Source organism: Aliidongia dinghuensis (assembly GCF_014643535.1).
In the GTDB taxonomy this organism is placed as follows: Bacteria; Pseudomonadota; Alphaproteobacteria; order ATCC43930; family CGMCC-115725; genus Aliidongia; species Aliidongia dinghuensis.
The window spans coordinates 149,011-163,308 of record NZ_BMJQ01000016.1 but is presented as its reverse complement, the minus strand read 5'-3'; the positions used below and the strand labels follow the sequence as shown (position 1 = coordinate 163,308).

Here is a 14,298-nt window from a genome sequence, read left to right as displayed (position 1 = left end):
CGCCGGGCAATCCGTGTCCCGGGCTGCGATATTTCCTCTCGACGAACGCGCCTTGAACCCACCCCGGGTTGCCAACCCCGCGTTCGAGGAGGAAGTCATGGACACGTCGATCGCCGGCATCAAGATCCCCGACAGCAAGATGGCGCGGGACCTGAACCAGCTGATCCGCGACACGGAATCGGATCTGCTGTTCCACCATTCGACCCGCGTCTATCTGTTCGGCGCGCTGACGGGCGTGCGCAAGGACCTGAAGTACGATCCCGAGCTGCTCTATGTCGGCGCCATGTTCCACGACATCGGCCTGACCGAGAAATATCGCCAGTCGCAACTGCGCTTCGAGGTCGACGGCGCCAATGCCGCGCGCGACTTCCTGCGCAGCTATGGCGTGCCGGAGGTGGATGTCGAGACCGTGTGGGATGCGATCGCGCTGCACACGACGCCCGGCATCCCCGAGTTCAAGAAGTCGGAGGTGGCGCTCGTCACAGCCGGCGTCGAGATGGACGTGCTCGGCCTCGCCTATGAGCAGTTCAGCGACGCTCAGCGCGAGGCCGTGGTCTCCGCCCATCCGCGCGGGCAGCGCTTCAAGCACAACATCATCGACGCCTTCTATCACGGCATGAAGCATCGGCCGGACAGCACGTTCGGCACGGTCAACGACGACGTGCTGGCCTTGAAGGACCAGACGTTCCAGCGCACCAACTTCTGCAGCGTCATCCTGCATTCTCATTGGCATGATTGAACCTTGGGTGCCACCTTCGCGTTTAAGCTTGAATGGCGTTGAATGAAGGGCTGCGGCCGCGCAGTCCTTCACTCCGCCGCTCCAGTAAACGGCAAGAATGCGGCGCGGTCGCTCAGGGAACTTTCGCGACCCGATGACTGTTTCCCGAGCACTATGATAAAGCTCAACTTCGTCACGGGTGCTGGTCTGCTGCTGCTTGCGGCCGGCTGCACCGAAACCCGGGTGGTCCAGAGCCCGTATGAGGCTCAGCTCTCCCAGTTTCTCAATCAGCCCGAAAGCACGGCGATTGCCAGTTGGGGCAATCCCTCCGTGCAGACCCGGCTCACCAACGGCGGCGACGCGCTCGTCTGGGTCGTTCTGGACCCGACCGGCACCGCCGCCTGCTCGACCGTGCTGACGGCCGACGGCAGCCATACCGTGCGCAGCTACAGCTACGCCGGCAACGGTTGCCACGCGCCGGCGCGCACGGCCGATGTCGTGTCAGGGGAGCGGATCTCGCAATAGTGTGCGCCTTGGACGAGGCGGCGCCGTCATAACCGCCCAGCCATAACCGCCCCAGGAGCAAGCCAAGGAACCCTTGCTCCGGGGAAACGCATCTTGCCCCACGAGCCGTCCGGCGCGCCTTCGATCGGCCTCAAGCCCGGCCGCCTGGCAGGCCGGGCCCCCTGGTGCTGCGCTCAGAACTCGCTTTCGAGCTCCTCGATCTCGTCCTGCTCCTCAGCCGCGTCGGCGTACCATTCGATCATCTCGGGCATCGCCAGGATCCGTCTGCAGTAGGCGGCGCTCACCGGGTCGACCGCGACGTCATAGGTCTTGAAGCGCGTCGTCACGGGCGCGAACATCGCGTCGGCTACGGAGCGCTCAGCGCCGAACAGGAAGGGCCCGCCGGATAGCGCCAGGCACTCGCGCCAGATCGTCGTGATGCGGTCGATGTCGGCCTGGGCGCCCGACCAGACGTGAAAGCCGGGAGTGAATTTCCTCAGGTTGACCGGCAGGCCGGACCGGAGTGCGCTGAAGCCCGAATGCATCTCGCCCGAGACCGAGCGGCAGCGGGCGCGGGCTGCCCGTTCTTTCGGCAACAAGCCTGCTTCGGGGAAGGTTTCGTTCAGATATTCGGCAATGGCGAGCGTGTCCCAGATCGTCATGCCGTCGTGGATGAGCCGCGGCACCAGGGTCGACGGCGACAGGACCAGGAGTTCCGCCCGCATCGACGGATCGTCGGACGAGACGATCTCTTCGTCGAAATCAAGGCCAGCCATGCGGCAGAGCAGCCAGCCCCTGAGCGCCCAGGACGAGTAGTTCTTGCTGCTGATGACGAGCTTTGCCGTGGCCATCTTCAAGAAGCTCCTTGCGCGAACGAGGTGCGATAGAGGCGAAGCAAGATCGGGACCAGCCCGGCGGGGATGCCTGGAGGATCAGTTGGGGAGGATCAGTTGGGCGGATCGCTGCCCTGGCCGACTGTCGGATTGGTTGCAGGGAACATCTGGCGCACGAATGCCTGGATCGAGCCCTTGACGGCCGCATCGTTGGCGGCGACCGCGACCGGGAGCGTGCCCGTGGCGCCGCCCATGAGCTTATCGGCCCGACAGAACGCGGCGGCGAGGCCGATGCGGCCGTCGGGCGTTGGGGCGGCGGCAACCGGCAGGGTCGCGATATTGTGCGCATCCATGTCGCACAGCTGATCGAGGCCCGTGCCGGGCGTGGGCGCGAACACCATCAGTACCCGATAGGGCGAGCGCCCGACGGTTTCGGTCGTGAAGTACGTCAGCGGAAAGCCGCCGTCCTGCATGTCGGCCAGCACCGCCGCCGTCGACGCGGTCGGCTCGATGCCGGGAAACGGGCCGCCGCGCACGAAGGTCTGGATCGTCGGGCCATAGAGCTCATGTTCGCCCGGGATGTAGGAGCTGTCATAGGTGGTGATGCCGATGAAGCTCTGATTGTCGGCGCAGGCGGTGAGTGCAAGCGCAAGAACGAGCGGGGCAGAGCGGTTCATGCATGGTCTCCGAACGAAATTGGCCGATTTTACACGGGCTTGGCCGCTTTCGGGAGAAAACATGGGCGACGAGATCAATCTTGCGACAATCGGTCCGGCAGCCTTGGCGCGCTTCGCGGTCCTTGAGTAGAGTGCCGGCCATGTCGAACCCCGCCACGCTCATCCGCCGCGCCCTCATTGGTGCCTTCCTCCTTTTCGGCCTCGGACTCGCCACCCCGTCGCAGGCGGCGGCCGCGGCGGCCAATGCCAAGCAGGTGACGAACGAGGCCGGCGTGTCGGCCGCCGACATCGACCGGCTCGTCGGCACGCTGCAGGACGAGCAGAAACGCCAGGCGCTCATCAAGCAGCTGCAGACGCTGAGTGCGGCCGAGAAAGGGGCGAACCCGCCGGCGCCACCGGCACCGTCGGATCTTCTGTCGATAGTTGGCGATCATCTGCAGAGCATCGGTTCCGACATGGTCGATGCGACGACGGTCGTGATCGGTGCGCCGCATCTCATGGGCTGGTTCGACCGGCAGGTCTCCGATCCGACGGCGCGCGACGCCTGGGAGGAGGTCGGGCGCAACATCGGCCTGATCCTGGCGGCGGCGATCCTGGCGGATTTCTTGATGCGCCAGGTCGCGCGCGTGATCCACCGGCGGGCTACCCGGCGCAATCCCACGACCTGGCTCGGCCGCATCAGCCTGCTCGTGCTGGCGATCCTGCTCGCGGCCCTGCCGTTCTTCGCGTTCCTTACGGCCGCCGAGGTGACGGCCGACTATCTGCAGCCGCGCGAAACGACCCGGCGCGTCGCGATCGTGCTGATCCACGCCTTCGTCTACGCGCGCCTCGTCATCGTGACATCCTGGACCCTGCTTCTGGCGCCGCGCGCGGCCGGCTGGACGCTCGTGCCGGTCAGCGAGGAGACGGCGAACTATCTCTTCATCTGGGTGCGCCGCTTCACCCAGGTGGGCTTCTACGGCTTCGCGCTCATCCCGGCCGCCTGGTGGATGGGCGCGCCGGGCGCCATCAGCGCTGTCCTGCAAAAGCTCGTGGCGCTGCTCATGACCATCCTCGGCTGCCTGTTCGTGCTGCAGAACCGCCAAGCGGTCGGTCAATGGCTGCGCCCGCACCGGAGGGCAGTCGCCGATCCCGAAGGGCAGGCCGATGCGGCCGCCACGCGCAACGCCGAGGACGAGGCTCCGGCCGGCCCGAGCGGCACGCTCGAAGTCCTGCGCTACCGGTTGTCCGAGGTCTGGCATGCGCTGGCGATCCTCTACATCGTCACGATCTTCGTGGTCTACGCGCTCAAGATCGAGGGCGGCTTCGTCTTTGTGTTCCGCGCCAGCGCCTTCACGATCGGCATCCTGGTCGCGGTCCGCCTGCTCGGGCGCGGCATCAAGCGCCTGACCGAGCGCGGCTTCGCCGTCCCGGCCGACCTGAGGGAACGCTTTCCGACGCTCGAGGCGCGCGCCAACCGCTACGTGCCCGTGCTGAACATCGCGGCGACCGTCGTGCTCTGGGGCTTCATGGCGCTGGCATTGCTCGAGGCCTGGGGCTTCGGCTCCTTCGCCTGGTTGTCGAGCAGTTCCGGCCGGCAGCTCGCCGGCTCGGCCCTGACGATCGTGCTCATCCTGGCAATCGCGTTCGGCTGCTGGGAGATCTTCAACGCCGCGGTCGACCGCTATCTGGCCGGCGTCGATTCCCGCGGCCAGCGCGTCTCGCGCAGCGCGCGCGTCCGCACGCTCCTGCCGTTCGCGCGCAACGCCGTCTGGATCTCGCTCCTGCTCCTGGTCGTGCTGCTGATCCTGTCCGAGCTCGGCATCAACATCGCGCCGCTCTTGGCCGGCGCCGGCGTCGTCGGCCTCGCTATCGGCTTCGGCTCCCAGGCGCTGGTCAAGGACATCATCACCGGCCTGTTCATGCTGGTCGAGGATACGATCGCCGTCGGCGATGTGGTCGACCTCGGCGGCGGCAATACCGGCGTGATCGAGGCGATCTCGATCCGCACGATCAAGCTGCGCGACAATGCCGGCAGCGTGCACACGATTCCGTACAGCACGGTGACCCAGGTCAGGAACCTGACCAAGGACTTCGCCTATCACGTCATCGACCTGTCGGTTGCCTACGGCAGCGATCCCGACCAGGTCATCGCGATCCTGCGCCAGGTCTACGAGGGCATGAAGAGCGACCCGGCGTTCGGCCCGTTTATGATCGCCGAGATCGAGATCTTCGGCCTCGCGAGCTTCGCGCCGAACACCCTCAACTTCCAGGGCCGCATCAAGACGCTGCCGATGAAGCAATGGGCGATCGGCCGGGAATTCAGCCTGCGCCTGAAGCGCGCGCTCGACGAGGCCAAGATCTATCTGCCCGGCATGGTGCCGGGCGCCATCCAGACAATCGATTTCGGCGACCGCGCGGCGCAGGTGCTGAGCGAGTTGCAGCTCGTGCTGCCGCCGGCCGCTGCGGCACCCTCCAGACCCGCTGCCGCGGAGACGGAAATTGTGGCCGAGCCCGGCGCACCGGTCGCGAAGCCGGCGTGAGGCGTCAGCCTTCCTCGACGAGTGCCTGCAGTGCCTCCGGATCCTCGGCGCCGAGCACGCGGAGCGCGATCACCCGGGTGAAGCCGGCGCGGGCGAGGGTGCCCAGGTCCTTCTGCCGGAATTCGGCGCGCTTGTCCGCCGGCCGATAGGGGCCGAGCCGGCGGCGGCGGGCGAGGGCGGCGGCGGCGGCGAGGTCGCCGCCCGGCCGTGCCGAAGTGCCGGCCTCGTCGTCCGTCTCGACGAGCGTGTCGCCGATGAGGTCGCGATCGATGCCCTTCTCGGCAAGCGACGCCGCGATCATGCGCGCCGACGCCCCCCGCCGATGCAGCCGGGCGGCACGCGCCTCGGCATAGGTCTTGTCGTCGAGCAGCCCCGATTTCACGAAACGCTGGATCAGCGCCTCGACCATCTGGGCCCCGGCCGCGGGATCCGTGCCCTGGGCCTCGACCGACTTCCTGACCCGCCGCATCAGCACCCGCCGCAGGTTCTCGGCCGAGCTCGCGAAACGCTCCAGGTGAAACAGCGCCACCCGCTCGAGCCGCTCAGGCGTCGCGGGCTTGGGGCCGGGCTTGCGCGGGGCGGGCTTGGGGGGTGGGGCGGTATCAGACATGGTTGCTTAGTATCAAGCAGGCGGCGCCAGCGTCATCTGTTATCAGAGGATTCCAACCTACCGTCATCCCCTAGCGCGGGCGGGGATGACGGGAAAAATAAACCGGACAGCAGTGGGTCAAGCCCAAGGATGACGGCGGGGGCGGGGCTGCCATCTCGAAGCGCACGATTCCCCAACTTGTCTCACCCGGCCGGCGGGTCTAGGGTCGCGGCCGGTCGGGGCTTCGGGAGGACTTGGGCGTGGCGCGTGCGGCGGTCGGTGACGTCAGGCGGTTCGGGGCGATCAACTGGTTGGGGTTCTGGACGCTCTACGAGAAGGAAGTCCGGCGCTTCATCAAGGTCTATACCCAGACGCTGTTGGCGCCGATGGTCACGACCCTGCTCTATCTCTCGATCTTCCTTCTGGCGCTGGGCGGTGCGGGGCGGACGGCGGGTGGTGTCGGCTATGGCACGTTCCTCGCTCCCGGCCTCATGATGATGGCGATGACGCAGAACGCGTTCGCCAATACCTCCTCCTCGATCGTCATCGCCAAGGTCCAGGGCAATATCGTCGACCTGCTGATGCCGCCGCTCTCGCCGATCGAGGCGGTGCTGGCACTGGCTTTGGGCGGTGCTACGCGCGGTATCGTCGTGGGCGTGGCCGTGGCGCTCGCGGTCGTGCCGTTCGTGGAACTGCCGCTCCATTCGCTGGGCCTCGTGCTGTTCCACGGCTTCTTCGCCTCGCTCATGCTGTCGCTGCTCGGCATCGTCGGCGGCATCTGGTCCGAGAAGTTCGACCATATCGCCGCGGTCACGAACTTCATCGTGATGCCGGCCTCGTTCCTGTCGGGCACGTTCTATTCGGTCGAGGCGCTGCCGGAGCATTGGCGCTTCGTCGCCCATCTCGACCCGTTCTTCTACATGATCGACGGTTTCCGAGCGGGCTTCATCGGCCATGCCGATGCCGATCCGGGGCTCGGCATGGCCGTGATGCTCGGGCTCGATGCGGCGCTCCTCGCGCTCGCCTACGTGATGTTCGCCCGCGGCTACAAGCTCAAGGCCTGACGTTCAAGGCATGGCGCTCAAGGCTTCACGATGACGGTGCCGACCATCTTGGAGTGCAGCGAGCAGAAATAATGGTACTCGCCGGGCTCGGTGAAGGTGTGGCTCCATTTATCGTCGGTGTCGAGCGGCGGTGATTTGAACGTCCTGTCGGCCTCGGTCACCGTGTGCGGAATGTCGTCGGCGTTGGTCCAGGTGACGGTCGTGCCGGGTTTGACGACGATGGCGGCCGGCTGAAAGCTGAAATTGTCGATCTTGACCGCATTGGCGACGACGGGGGCGGCCGCGGCCTGGGCGGTCTGCATCGCCGTCATGTCGTGCGCGTCCGCCCGGCCCGCCAGCAGCAGCAGGGCTGCGGCCGCCGACATCAGGGTGTGCCGGCGGGTGAAATTGAGCGTCATCTAGAACCTCTTCAGGCGAGTGTGTGGTCGACGATCGCGAGCCGTTCCCGGCCGCGCACGAAGGTGACGTCGGTGATGCCGAGCCAGTTCTTGAGCTCGCCGGCCGGTACCTTCATCGGGCCGGCCGAGGCGGCAGTGCCCGGCGCCGGCTGCGGGAAGGCGGTCGAGCGGGCGGTGTGGAACGCGACCTTGCCCTCGACCTTCTGCATGATCTGGTGGATATGGCCGTTCAGCACGGTAACCGAGCCGAAGCGGGCGAGCAGCGCCAGCGCGTTGGTGCCGTCCTCCGTGCCCCAGCCCCAATCCGCGTAGACGGTCCAGAGCGGGATGTGGGCGAACACGACGATCGGCGTCGAGGCCTTGAGCGGCCGCAGATCGTCCGCGAGCCAGACCAGCTGCGCGTTGCCGAGATTGCCGAGCCCGCCGGCCTTGAGGTTCTGGACGTTGACGAGGCCGATATAGTGCACGCCGTCGTGGTCGAAGCTGAACCAGCCGTCGCCCTGGGCCTTGGGGGCGAAGCGCTCGCGGTATGAGGCGCCCTCGTCGGTCAGCACGTCGTGCTCGCCCGGCACATAGAACACCGGGATGCCGGTTTCCTTGAAGATCTCGGCCGCCGTGTCGAACTCGACCGGTTTCGAGAGATGGCTGATGTCACCGGTATGGATGATGAAGGCCGGCTTCTTCTCGAGCTTGGCCAAGTCCGCGATCGCCTCCTTGAGCGTCGCGGTCGGATCCATGTTCGGATCCTTGTTGAAGCCCAGGTGGCTGTCGGAAAACTGGGCGAAGGTGAAGCCTTCCGCTGCGGCGGCTTCGGCCCGGCCGAGCATGCCGGCGAGCGGCACCCCGCCCGCGAGGCTCCAGATCAGTCCGGTCCCGGCCCAGGCCATGCACTTCAGGGCTTCGCGCCGCGCGCTGCCACCTGGGGCCAGCGTATCGTCGTCGAAAACGCTCGTCATCTCTCTCATCCCCTCTCGAGACTGCCCCGGCGGCGGGAGCCGTCGGTTGCGGCGGACAGACCCGGCGCCTGCGCGCTTTATTCCAGAAAAAGTGTGTTTCGCTTTTCCGGAATAAATTCAGAATTGGCGGTGTCCTTGGATGCGCGACCAGGGGTACGCAACGGGACAAGACAGGCGGGTGTCGAGTGGATCCGGGAAGCAGAAGGGCGTTCGAGGAGATGGTGCTGCCGCATCTGGATGCGGCGTACAATTTCGCACGCTATCTGACGCGCAACCCAGACGACGCGGCCGACGTCCTGCAGGACGCCTGCATTCGCGCCTTTCGCTATTTCAACGGCTTCAAGGGCGGGAGCGTGCGGACCTGGCTCCTCACCATCGTGCGCAATACCGCCTATAGCTGGATGGCGAACCACCGGCGCGGCACCGTCGCGGGCCCGGTCGAGGATTACGGCATCGAGCGGCCGCTCGAACCGTTCGCGGCGGTGCCGTGGGAGCGGCTGCCGGACGATCCGGAGACGCGGCTCATGCTGGCCGAGGACCGGGCGGCGCTGATGGATGTGATCGACCGGCTGAGCCCGGAGTTTCGCGAGGTGCTGGTGCTGCGGGAGATCGAGGATCTGAGCTATCGCGAAATTGCGGAGATCACGGCGGTGCCGGTGGGCACGGTCATGTCGCGGCTCGCCCGGGCGCGCCGTCAGGTTCAGGACGGCTGGCGCCGTCATGTCGCTCTCGAAGGAGGTGGGCGATGAGCTGCGAGGACAAGTGCCTTCTGGTCGATCTGGCGCTCGACGGCGAGCTCGATGCCGCTGGCATCGCGGACTTCGAGCGACATCTCCAGACCTGCGCCGACTGCGCCGTGGCCTTTGCCCGCAACAAGGCGCTCAGGACGGCGCTCCGTGCCCAGCTGCCGCGCTACCGCGCACCGTCCGGGCTCGTGCAGCGCATCCGCGAGGCGTTGCCAGACCCGGCCGAGCCGCCCACACTGGTTGAGCCACTGGTCGAGCGGCCCGTTGAGCGGTTGGCCGAGCCCGAACCGGCCCTGGTACCGGCCTCCGATCCGACCAAGGTCGTCTCTCTGCCGGCACGGACCCGCGGGCGTCTCGCCATGGCGCTCGCCGGCCTCGGCGGCGCGCTGGCGGCGGCGCTCGCGACCGCCTGGATCATGCATGTGACGCCCGAGGACCGCATGACGCAGGCGGTGGTCGAAAGCCATGTCCGCTCGCTGATGAGCGGCCATCTGCTCGATGTGGCGAGCGACGATCCCAAGACCATCCGGCCGTGGTTCACCGGCCGGCTCGACGTGGCGCCGCCCGTCAAGGACCTCTCGGCCGATGGCTTCGAGCTGGTCGGCGCCCGGCTCGATTATGTCGACAACAAGCGGGCGGCGGCACTCATCTATCGGCATCACGACCGTATCGTGACGCTCTACGTGTTCTCGACGCCGAGCGCGCCCACCTTCTCGTCCGATGCGGTGGTGCACCAGGGCTACGCGGTCTGCCACTGGTCGCGGCGCGGCATCACCGACTGGGTCGTGTCGGACCTGGACCCGGAGGAACTCGAGCGGTTCGAGGACCTGGTGACGGGAACGTAAGTGCGGCGTTCACCTAGCGCGTCATGGCCGGGCTTGACGGTATAATAGTGTTTTCGACCCCGCCATGCTGCAGCGCATGGTAGCCCTGCGCGGTTTGATTGACACGCTGGGAGCCCCTCACCATACTCTCGCGCTTTCCCCAGACGGATCCGGCGACTTCGTGTTGGCCGTAGAGCGGAGCTGGCGATGGGTATTGTCATGGGCCGGTTCGGCCGGGTTGACGGGCACGTAGCGATACGTGCCGCGCTGCGACGACGATAGGGGCGGTGCCGGGGGCATCGCCCGGTCGCTTTTGCTCGTTCCCTGATTCACGCTTACGATCGCCTTCATCGATCTCACGGAGACCGATTCACGATGATTCCCGCTGTTATGCCGACCTACGCCCGGTCCGAACTCGCTTTCGAGCGGGGCGAGGGCGCCTATCTCTTCACCGCCGAAGGCGAGCGGTACCTCGATTTCGCCGCCGGCATCGCGGTGAACGCGCTTGGCCATAGCCACCCGCACCTGGTCGAGACGCTGATCGAGCAGGGCAAGAAGCTCTGGCACACCTCGAACCTCTACCAGATCCCGGAACAGACGCGGCTTGCCGAGCGCCTGGTCGCGAACACGTTCGCCGACAGCGCGTTCTTTGGCAATTCCGGCGCCGAGGCCGGCGAGCTCGCGATCAAGATCGTGCGCAAATACCACGACGACACGGGCCATCCGGAGCGCTACCGCGTCATCGGCTGCCAGGGCTCGTTCCACGGCCGGACCTTGGCGACGCTCGCGGCGGCCGGCAACGAGAAGTATCTGAAGGGCTATGCGCCCATCGTCGACGGCTTCGACCATGTCGCGTTCGGCAACCTCAATGAGCTGCGCGCCGCGATCACGCCCGAGACGGCGGCGATCATGGTCGAGCCGGTGCAGGGCGAGGGCGGCATCCGCCCGGGCAGCATCGACTATCTGAAGGGGCTGCGCGCGGTTGCCGACGAATTCGGCCTGCTCCTGATCTTCGACGAGGTCCAGTGCGGCATGGGCCGGACCGGCAAGCTGTTCGCCCATGAGTGGGCCGGTGTCGCACCTGACGTCATGATGGTGGCGAAGGGTCTGGGCGGCGGCTTCCCGGTCGGCGCGGTGCTGGCGACGGAGAAGGCGATACAGGGCTTCGCGCCCGGCGTCCATGGCTCGACCTTCGGCGGCAATCCGCTCGCCATGGCGATCGGCAATGCCGTACTCGACGTGATGCTCGCCCCGGGCTTCCTCGAGGGCGTGCAGAAGAACGCGGCGTTGCTGCGCTCGAAGCTCGAGGCCGTGGCGGCCAAATATCCGGACGTGATCGCCGAGGTGCGCGGTATCGGCCTCATCCTCGGCCTGCGCTGCGTCGTGCCGAACACGGAGCTCGTCGACAAGCTGCGCCAGCAGAAGCTCTTGACCGTCGGCGCCGGCGACAATGTCGTCCGCTTGGTGCCGCCGCTCATCATCGGCCCGGCCGAGATCGACCAGGCGGTGGCGGCGATCGACGCGGCCTGCAGGACCTGGAGTGCCTGACCGTGACGGCGCCCAGGCACTTTCTTGACCTCGACCTGCTGAAGACGAACGAGCTCCGGCGCATCCTCGACATGGGGCACGCCTATAAGCACCCGGCGGTCAAGCCGGGGGCGGGCTCGAAGCATCATCCGCTCGCCGGCAAGACGCTCGCCATGGTGTTCGAGAAGCCGTCGACCCGAACCCGTGTGTCGTTCGAGCTGGCCATGCGCCAGCTCGGCGGCGACGTGGTCGTGCTGTCGGCGTCGGACAGCCAGATGGGCCGCGGCGAGCCGGTCGCCGACACGGCGCGCGTGCTGTCGCGCTATGTCGACGCGATCATGATGCGCACGACGGAGAAGGCGAAGCTCGACGAGATGGCAGCCTATGCCACCGTTCCGGTGATCAACGGCCTGACCGATCTCAGCCACCCGTGCCAGATCATGGCCGACCTCATGACGCTCGAGGAGCAGCGCGGCGCGCTCGAGAAGCAGGTCGTGGCCTGGAGCGGCGACGGCAACAACGTCGCGACCTCGTGGATCCATGCCGCGGTCCGCTTCGGCTTCGAGCTGCGCGTGGCATCGCCTGAGCCGCTGCAGCCGGCCCAGCGCCTGATCGACTGGGCCAGGGCCGAGGGCGGCAAGGTGACCGTGCTGGGCGATCCGACGGCGGCGGTCAAGGACGCCGACTGCATCGTGACCGACACCTGGGTGTCGATGGGCGTCGAGGCGAGCGTCAACCGGCACAACATGCTGGCGCCCTATCGGGTCGACGAGCGGCTGATGGCGGCGGCCAAACCGGATGCGATCTTCATGCACTGCCTGCCGGCAAAGCGCGGCGAGGAAGTGACGGCGGCGGTCATCGATGGGCCGCAGTCCGTCGTCTGGGACGAGGCGGAGAATCGCCTCCACGCGCAGAAGGGGATTCTCGCCTGGTGCCTCGCCTGACCATGGACGACCTGATCCTGCCGTTCCAGATCGAGGCGACCGCACTGCGCGGCCGCCTCGTCCGCTTCAATTCGGCGGTCGACAAGATCATCACGCAGCACGGCTATCCGGATGCGGTCGCAAGCCTCTTGTGCGAAGCGGTGACGCTCGCGGCCCTGCTCGCGGGTGCCCTCAAGTATGATGGCGTGTTCACGCTGCAGACCAAGGGCGACGGGCCGGTCCGCCTCGTCGTGGCCGACGTCACCTCGGCCGGCGCCGTGCGCGGCTATGCGCAATACGATGCCGAGGCGCTGGCTGCGCTCGACGCTGCGGCCGACACGCCGCCGGTGCCGCGCCTGCTGGGGTCCGGCTATCTCGCCTTCACGGTCGACCAGGGTGTGAACACGGACCGCTACCAGGGCATCGTGGCCTTGGACGGCGGCACGCTCGCCGAATGCGCCGCCCATTATTTCGCTCAGTCGGAGCAGATCGCGACCGGGCTCAAGCTCGCCGTCGCCCGCGGCGAGCCGGATGCCGACGGCAAGCCCGGCCGCTGGCGTGCCGCCGGCCTGATGCTGCAGCGCCTGCCGGCCGAGGGCGGCGAGGCGGAGCATCCGGTGGTCGCCAACCAAGAGGCGGCGGACGAGGGCTGGAACCGGGCCCTGAGCTTCCTTGGCAGCTGTACCTCGGCCGAGCTCACTGACCCGAACCTGCCGGCCGAGGACCTGCTTTATCGCCTGTTCCACGAAGACGGCGTGCGCGGCTGGCCGGCCGAGCGGCTGCAGGCGCTCTGCCGCTGCTCGCGCGAGCGCATCTCCCGCGTGCTGCGCTCGCTGCCACGCGACGAGATGGCCGGGCTCGAGGTCGACGGCAAGGTCACGGTCGACTGCGAGTTCTGCTCGACCAAATACGAGTTCACCCCGGCCCAGATCGAGGCGCTGTTCGACGCGGCGTGAGGGCAAGTCGTTCCGCTCAAACGTTGAACCCGCGGTCGGTGCTTCGAATGCGAATTCTTCTCCGCTCTGCAGGGAGAGGAAGAGGTGGCGCTGCCGCGTGATGGCAAGCAGCGGTGTGCTTCCCTGCCTTGTGCTTCAGCAAAAGAGCCGATTGTAGGTGACGCACTGTCGGCTAATCGCCCGACAAGCGGGTCGCGGTCGCTATTCTCGACCAGCGGGAACGAGCCGCCAAGGACGCGGCCGTTGCTGAACCTTGCGGATCATATCATATATGATATTGCTTGCTGCATGAACCCATCTGCGATATTGAATATGATATGAGGCTCGTACTGGACACGGACGTGGTCCTCAGTGGATTGAGAAGTCCGGACGGGGCGTCGCGTATCCTGCTGATCGCGGCGTGGGAGGGCATCATCCAGCCGCTCGCCAGCGTCGCGACGATGGTCGAATACGAGGCCGTGCTGAAAAGGCCCGAGCACCTGAACCAGATGGGTCTGGACGCGAACGACGTGGAAGTCTTTCTCGACGGCTTTGCCGCGATTTGCGAAGCGGTGACGCCTCATTTCCGCTACAGGCCTTCAATCCGCGATCCGGACGACGAAATCTTCGTCGACGTGGTGCTCAATGGGGCGGCCGAAGCGCTGGTGACCTTCAACGTGAAGGACTATCGCTCGTCGGTGACGGCGGAAGAAGGGCCGGGAATCCACGCCATTCGGCCTGGTGATGTGTTAAGGAGGATACAATGGCGACCGTCACCGGCTACGCTCTCCGGCTTCCGACCTCGATCATGAACGAGGTCAAAGAAGCCGCGGAAGCGGAGGCCACTTCCATCAATACGTTCATCACAGTGGCTGTCGCGAGGCGGTTGGCCGAGCTCAAGACGGCCAGATACTTCGAAGCGAGGGCCGCCGGGGCCAATCCCGAAGATTTCAAACGGATCATCGCGAAGGCAGGAACGCTGCCACCGCAGGAAGGTGACGAAATTCCGGAAGGCTGGCTCGATGTTCCGGAAAACGAAGATAAGCGCGCTTCTGCCACGCGGCGCTGATCTTTAGGCGGCT

The 14,298-nt window shown here is 66.7% G+C and carries 16 protein-coding genes; 11 read left to right on the top strand and 5 right to left on the bottom strand.

The genetic code is table 11. The features are described 5' to 3' along the window. Positions 1 to 97: 97 nt before the first annotated feature. Positions 98 to 739: an HD domain-containing protein gene (locus IEY58_RS26555; RefSeq protein ID WP_189051184.1), complete on the top strand. Its 642-nt coding sequence runs from the start codon at positions 98 to 100 to the stop codon at positions 737 to 739. Between the two features lie 153 nt (positions 740 to 892). After that, positions 893 to 1,243 (top strand): hypothetical protein, encoded by a 351-nt coding sequence (locus IEY58_RS26550; protein WP_189051183.1) that lies wholly within the window; start codon positions 893 to 895, stop codon positions 1,241 to 1,243. Between the two features lie 173 nt (positions 1,244 to 1,416). Here the strand turns inward: IEY58_RS26550 and IEY58_RS26545 are convergent, their stop codons facing one another. Beyond that, the gene (locus tag IEY58_RS26545; protein ID WP_189051182.1) at positions 1,417 to 2,073 is read right to left on the bottom strand and encodes a glutathione S-transferase family protein; all 657 of its coding nucleotides are present in this window, start codon (positions 2,071 to 2,073) and stop codon (positions 1,417 to 1,419) included. Positions 2,074 to 2,168: 95 nt separating this feature from the next. Beyond that, positions 2,169 to 2,732, bottom strand: a complete 564-nt coding sequence (locus IEY58_RS26540) for a hypothetical protein (RefSeq protein WP_189051181.1) — start codon at positions 2,730 to 2,732, stop codon at positions 2,169 to 2,171. A gap of 140 nt (positions 2,733 to 2,872) precedes the next feature. Here IEY58_RS26540 and IEY58_RS26535 point away from each other — a divergent pair, with 140 nt between their 5' ends. Beyond that, positions 2,873 to 5,254, top strand: coding sequence for a mechanosensitive ion channel family protein (locus tag IEY58_RS26535; protein WP_189051180.1), 2,382 nt, complete (start codon positions 2,873 to 2,875; stop codon positions 5,252 to 5,254). A 4-nt stretch (positions 5,255 to 5,258) separates the two neighbouring features. Here the strand turns inward: IEY58_RS26535 and IEY58_RS26530 are convergent, their stop codons facing one another. Further along, complete coding sequence (locus tag IEY58_RS26530) at positions 5,259 to 5,864, bottom strand: regulatory protein RecX (protein ID WP_189051179.1); 606 nt, start codon at positions 5,862 to 5,864, stop codon at positions 5,259 to 5,261. Between the two features lie 239 nt (positions 5,865 to 6,103). Between IEY58_RS26530 and IEY58_RS26525 the strand changes: the two genes are divergently transcribed. After that, complete coding sequence (locus tag IEY58_RS26525) at positions 6,104 to 6,907, top strand: ABC transporter permease (protein ID WP_189051178.1); 804 nt, start codon at positions 6,104 to 6,106, stop codon at positions 6,905 to 6,907. 17 nt (positions 6,908 to 6,924) lie between these two features. On the opposite strand, the gene IEY58_RS26520 is transcribed toward IEY58_RS26525, so the two are convergent. Both IEY58_RS26520 and IEY58_RS26515 read right to left on the bottom strand, forming a co-directional pair. Continuing rightward, a complete protein-coding gene (locus IEY58_RS26520) occupies positions 6,925 to 7,305 on the bottom strand; it encodes a cupredoxin domain-containing protein (protein WP_189051177.1) in 381 nt (126 codons plus the stop codon). An 11-nt stretch (positions 7,306 to 7,316) separates the two neighbouring features. Beyond that, positions 7,317 to 8,261 carry a metallophosphoesterase family protein gene (locus IEY58_RS26515; RefSeq protein WP_189051176.1) on the bottom strand — a complete coding sequence of 315 codons (945 nt, stop codon included), beginning with the start codon at positions 8,259 to 8,261 and terminating at the stop codon, positions 7,317 to 7,319. Positions 8,262 to 8,446: 185 nt separating this feature from the next. On the opposite strand from IEY58_RS26515, the gene IEY58_RS26510 reads away from it, so the two are divergent. From IEY58_RS26510 to IEY58_RS26480, 7 genes are all read left to right on the top strand, one after another. Then, a complete protein-coding gene (locus tag IEY58_RS26510; RefSeq protein ID WP_229743967.1) occupies positions 8,447 to 9,010 on the top strand; it encodes a sigma-70 family RNA polymerase sigma factor in 564 nt (187 codons plus the stop codon). Continuing rightward, positions 9,007 to 9,852, top strand: a complete 846-nt coding sequence (locus tag IEY58_RS26505; RefSeq protein ID WP_189051175.1) for an anti-sigma factor family protein — start codon at positions 9,007 to 9,009, stop codon at positions 9,850 to 9,852. Before IEY58_RS26510 ends, IEY58_RS26505 begins: the two co-directional genes overlap by 4 nt. 354 nt (positions 9,853 to 10,206) lie before the next feature. Beyond that, complete coding sequence (locus tag IEY58_RS26500; protein WP_189051174.1) at positions 10,207 to 11,379, top strand: aspartate aminotransferase family protein; 1,173 nt, start codon at positions 10,207 to 10,209, stop codon at positions 11,377 to 11,379. Between the two features lie 2 nt (positions 11,380 to 11,381). Next, positions 11,382 to 12,302, top strand: coding sequence for an ornithine carbamoyltransferase (gene argF / locus IEY58_RS26495; RefSeq protein ID WP_189051173.1), 921 nt, complete (start codon positions 11,382 to 11,384; stop codon positions 12,300 to 12,302). Then, entirely contained in the window at positions 12,290 to 13,237 is a 948-nt protein-coding gene (locus tag IEY58_RS26490) for an Hsp33 family molecular chaperone (protein ID WP_229743966.1), read from the top strand. The genes argF and IEY58_RS26490 overlap by 13 nt, the downstream gene beginning before the upstream one ends. A 281-nt stretch (positions 13,238 to 13,518) precedes the next feature. Next, positions 13,519 to 14,028 (top strand): putative toxin-antitoxin system toxin component, PIN family, encoded by a 510-nt coding sequence (locus IEY58_RS26485; protein WP_189051172.1) that lies wholly within the window; start codon positions 13,519 to 13,521, stop codon positions 14,026 to 14,028. Further along, the gene (locus IEY58_RS26480; RefSeq protein ID WP_189051171.1) at positions 13,980 to 14,285 is read left to right on the top strand and encodes a toxin-antitoxin system HicB family antitoxin; all 306 of its coding nucleotides are present in this window, start codon (positions 13,980 to 13,982) and stop codon (positions 14,283 to 14,285) included. The genes IEY58_RS26485 and IEY58_RS26480 overlap by 49 nt, the downstream gene beginning before the upstream one ends. Positions 14,286 to 14,298 lie beyond the last annotated feature (13 nt).

Bases quoted from the DNA above. Each gene is read 5' to 3' on its own strand.
- IEY58_RS26555 (WP_189051184.1), top strand. From the start codon at position 98: ATGGACACGTCGATCGCCGGCATCAAGATCCCCGACAGCAAGATGGCG.
- IEY58_RS26550 (WP_189051183.1), top strand. From the start codon at position 893: ATGATAAAGCTCAACTTCGTCACGGGTGCTGGTCTGCTGCTGCTTGCG.
- IEY58_RS26545 (WP_189051182.1), bottom strand. From the start codon at position 2,073: ATGGCCACGGCAAAGCTCGTCATCAGCAGCAAGAACTACTCGTCCTGG.
- IEY58_RS26540 (WP_189051181.1), bottom strand. From the start codon at position 2,732: ATGAACCGCTCTGCCCCGCTCGTTCTTGCGCTTGCACTCACCGCCTGC.
- IEY58_RS26535 (WP_189051180.1), top strand. From the start codon at position 2,873: ATGTCGAACCCCGCCACGCTCATCCGCCGCGCCCTCATTGGTGCCTTC.
- IEY58_RS26530 (WP_189051179.1), bottom strand. From the start codon at position 5,864: ATGTCTGATACCGCCCCACCCCCCAAGCCCGCCCCGCGCAAGCCCGGC.
- IEY58_RS26520 (WP_189051177.1), bottom strand. From the start codon at position 7,305: ATGACGCTCAATTTCACCCGCCGGCACACCCTGATGTCGGCGGCCGCA.
- IEY58_RS26515 (WP_189051176.1), bottom strand. From the start codon at position 8,261: ATGACGAGCGTTTTCGACGACGATACGCTGGCCCCAGGTGGCAGCGCG.
- IEY58_RS26505 (WP_189051175.1), top strand. From the start codon at position 9,007: ATGAGCTGCGAGGACAAGTGCCTTCTGGTCGATCTGGCGCTCGACGGC.
- IEY58_RS26500 (WP_189051174.1), top strand. From the start codon at position 10,207: ATGATTCCCGCTGTTATGCCGACCTACGCCCGGTCCGAACTCGCTTTC.
- IEY58_RS26480 (WP_189051171.1), top strand. From the start codon at position 13,980: ATGGCGACCGTCACCGGCTACGCTCTCCGGCTTCCGACCTCGATCATG.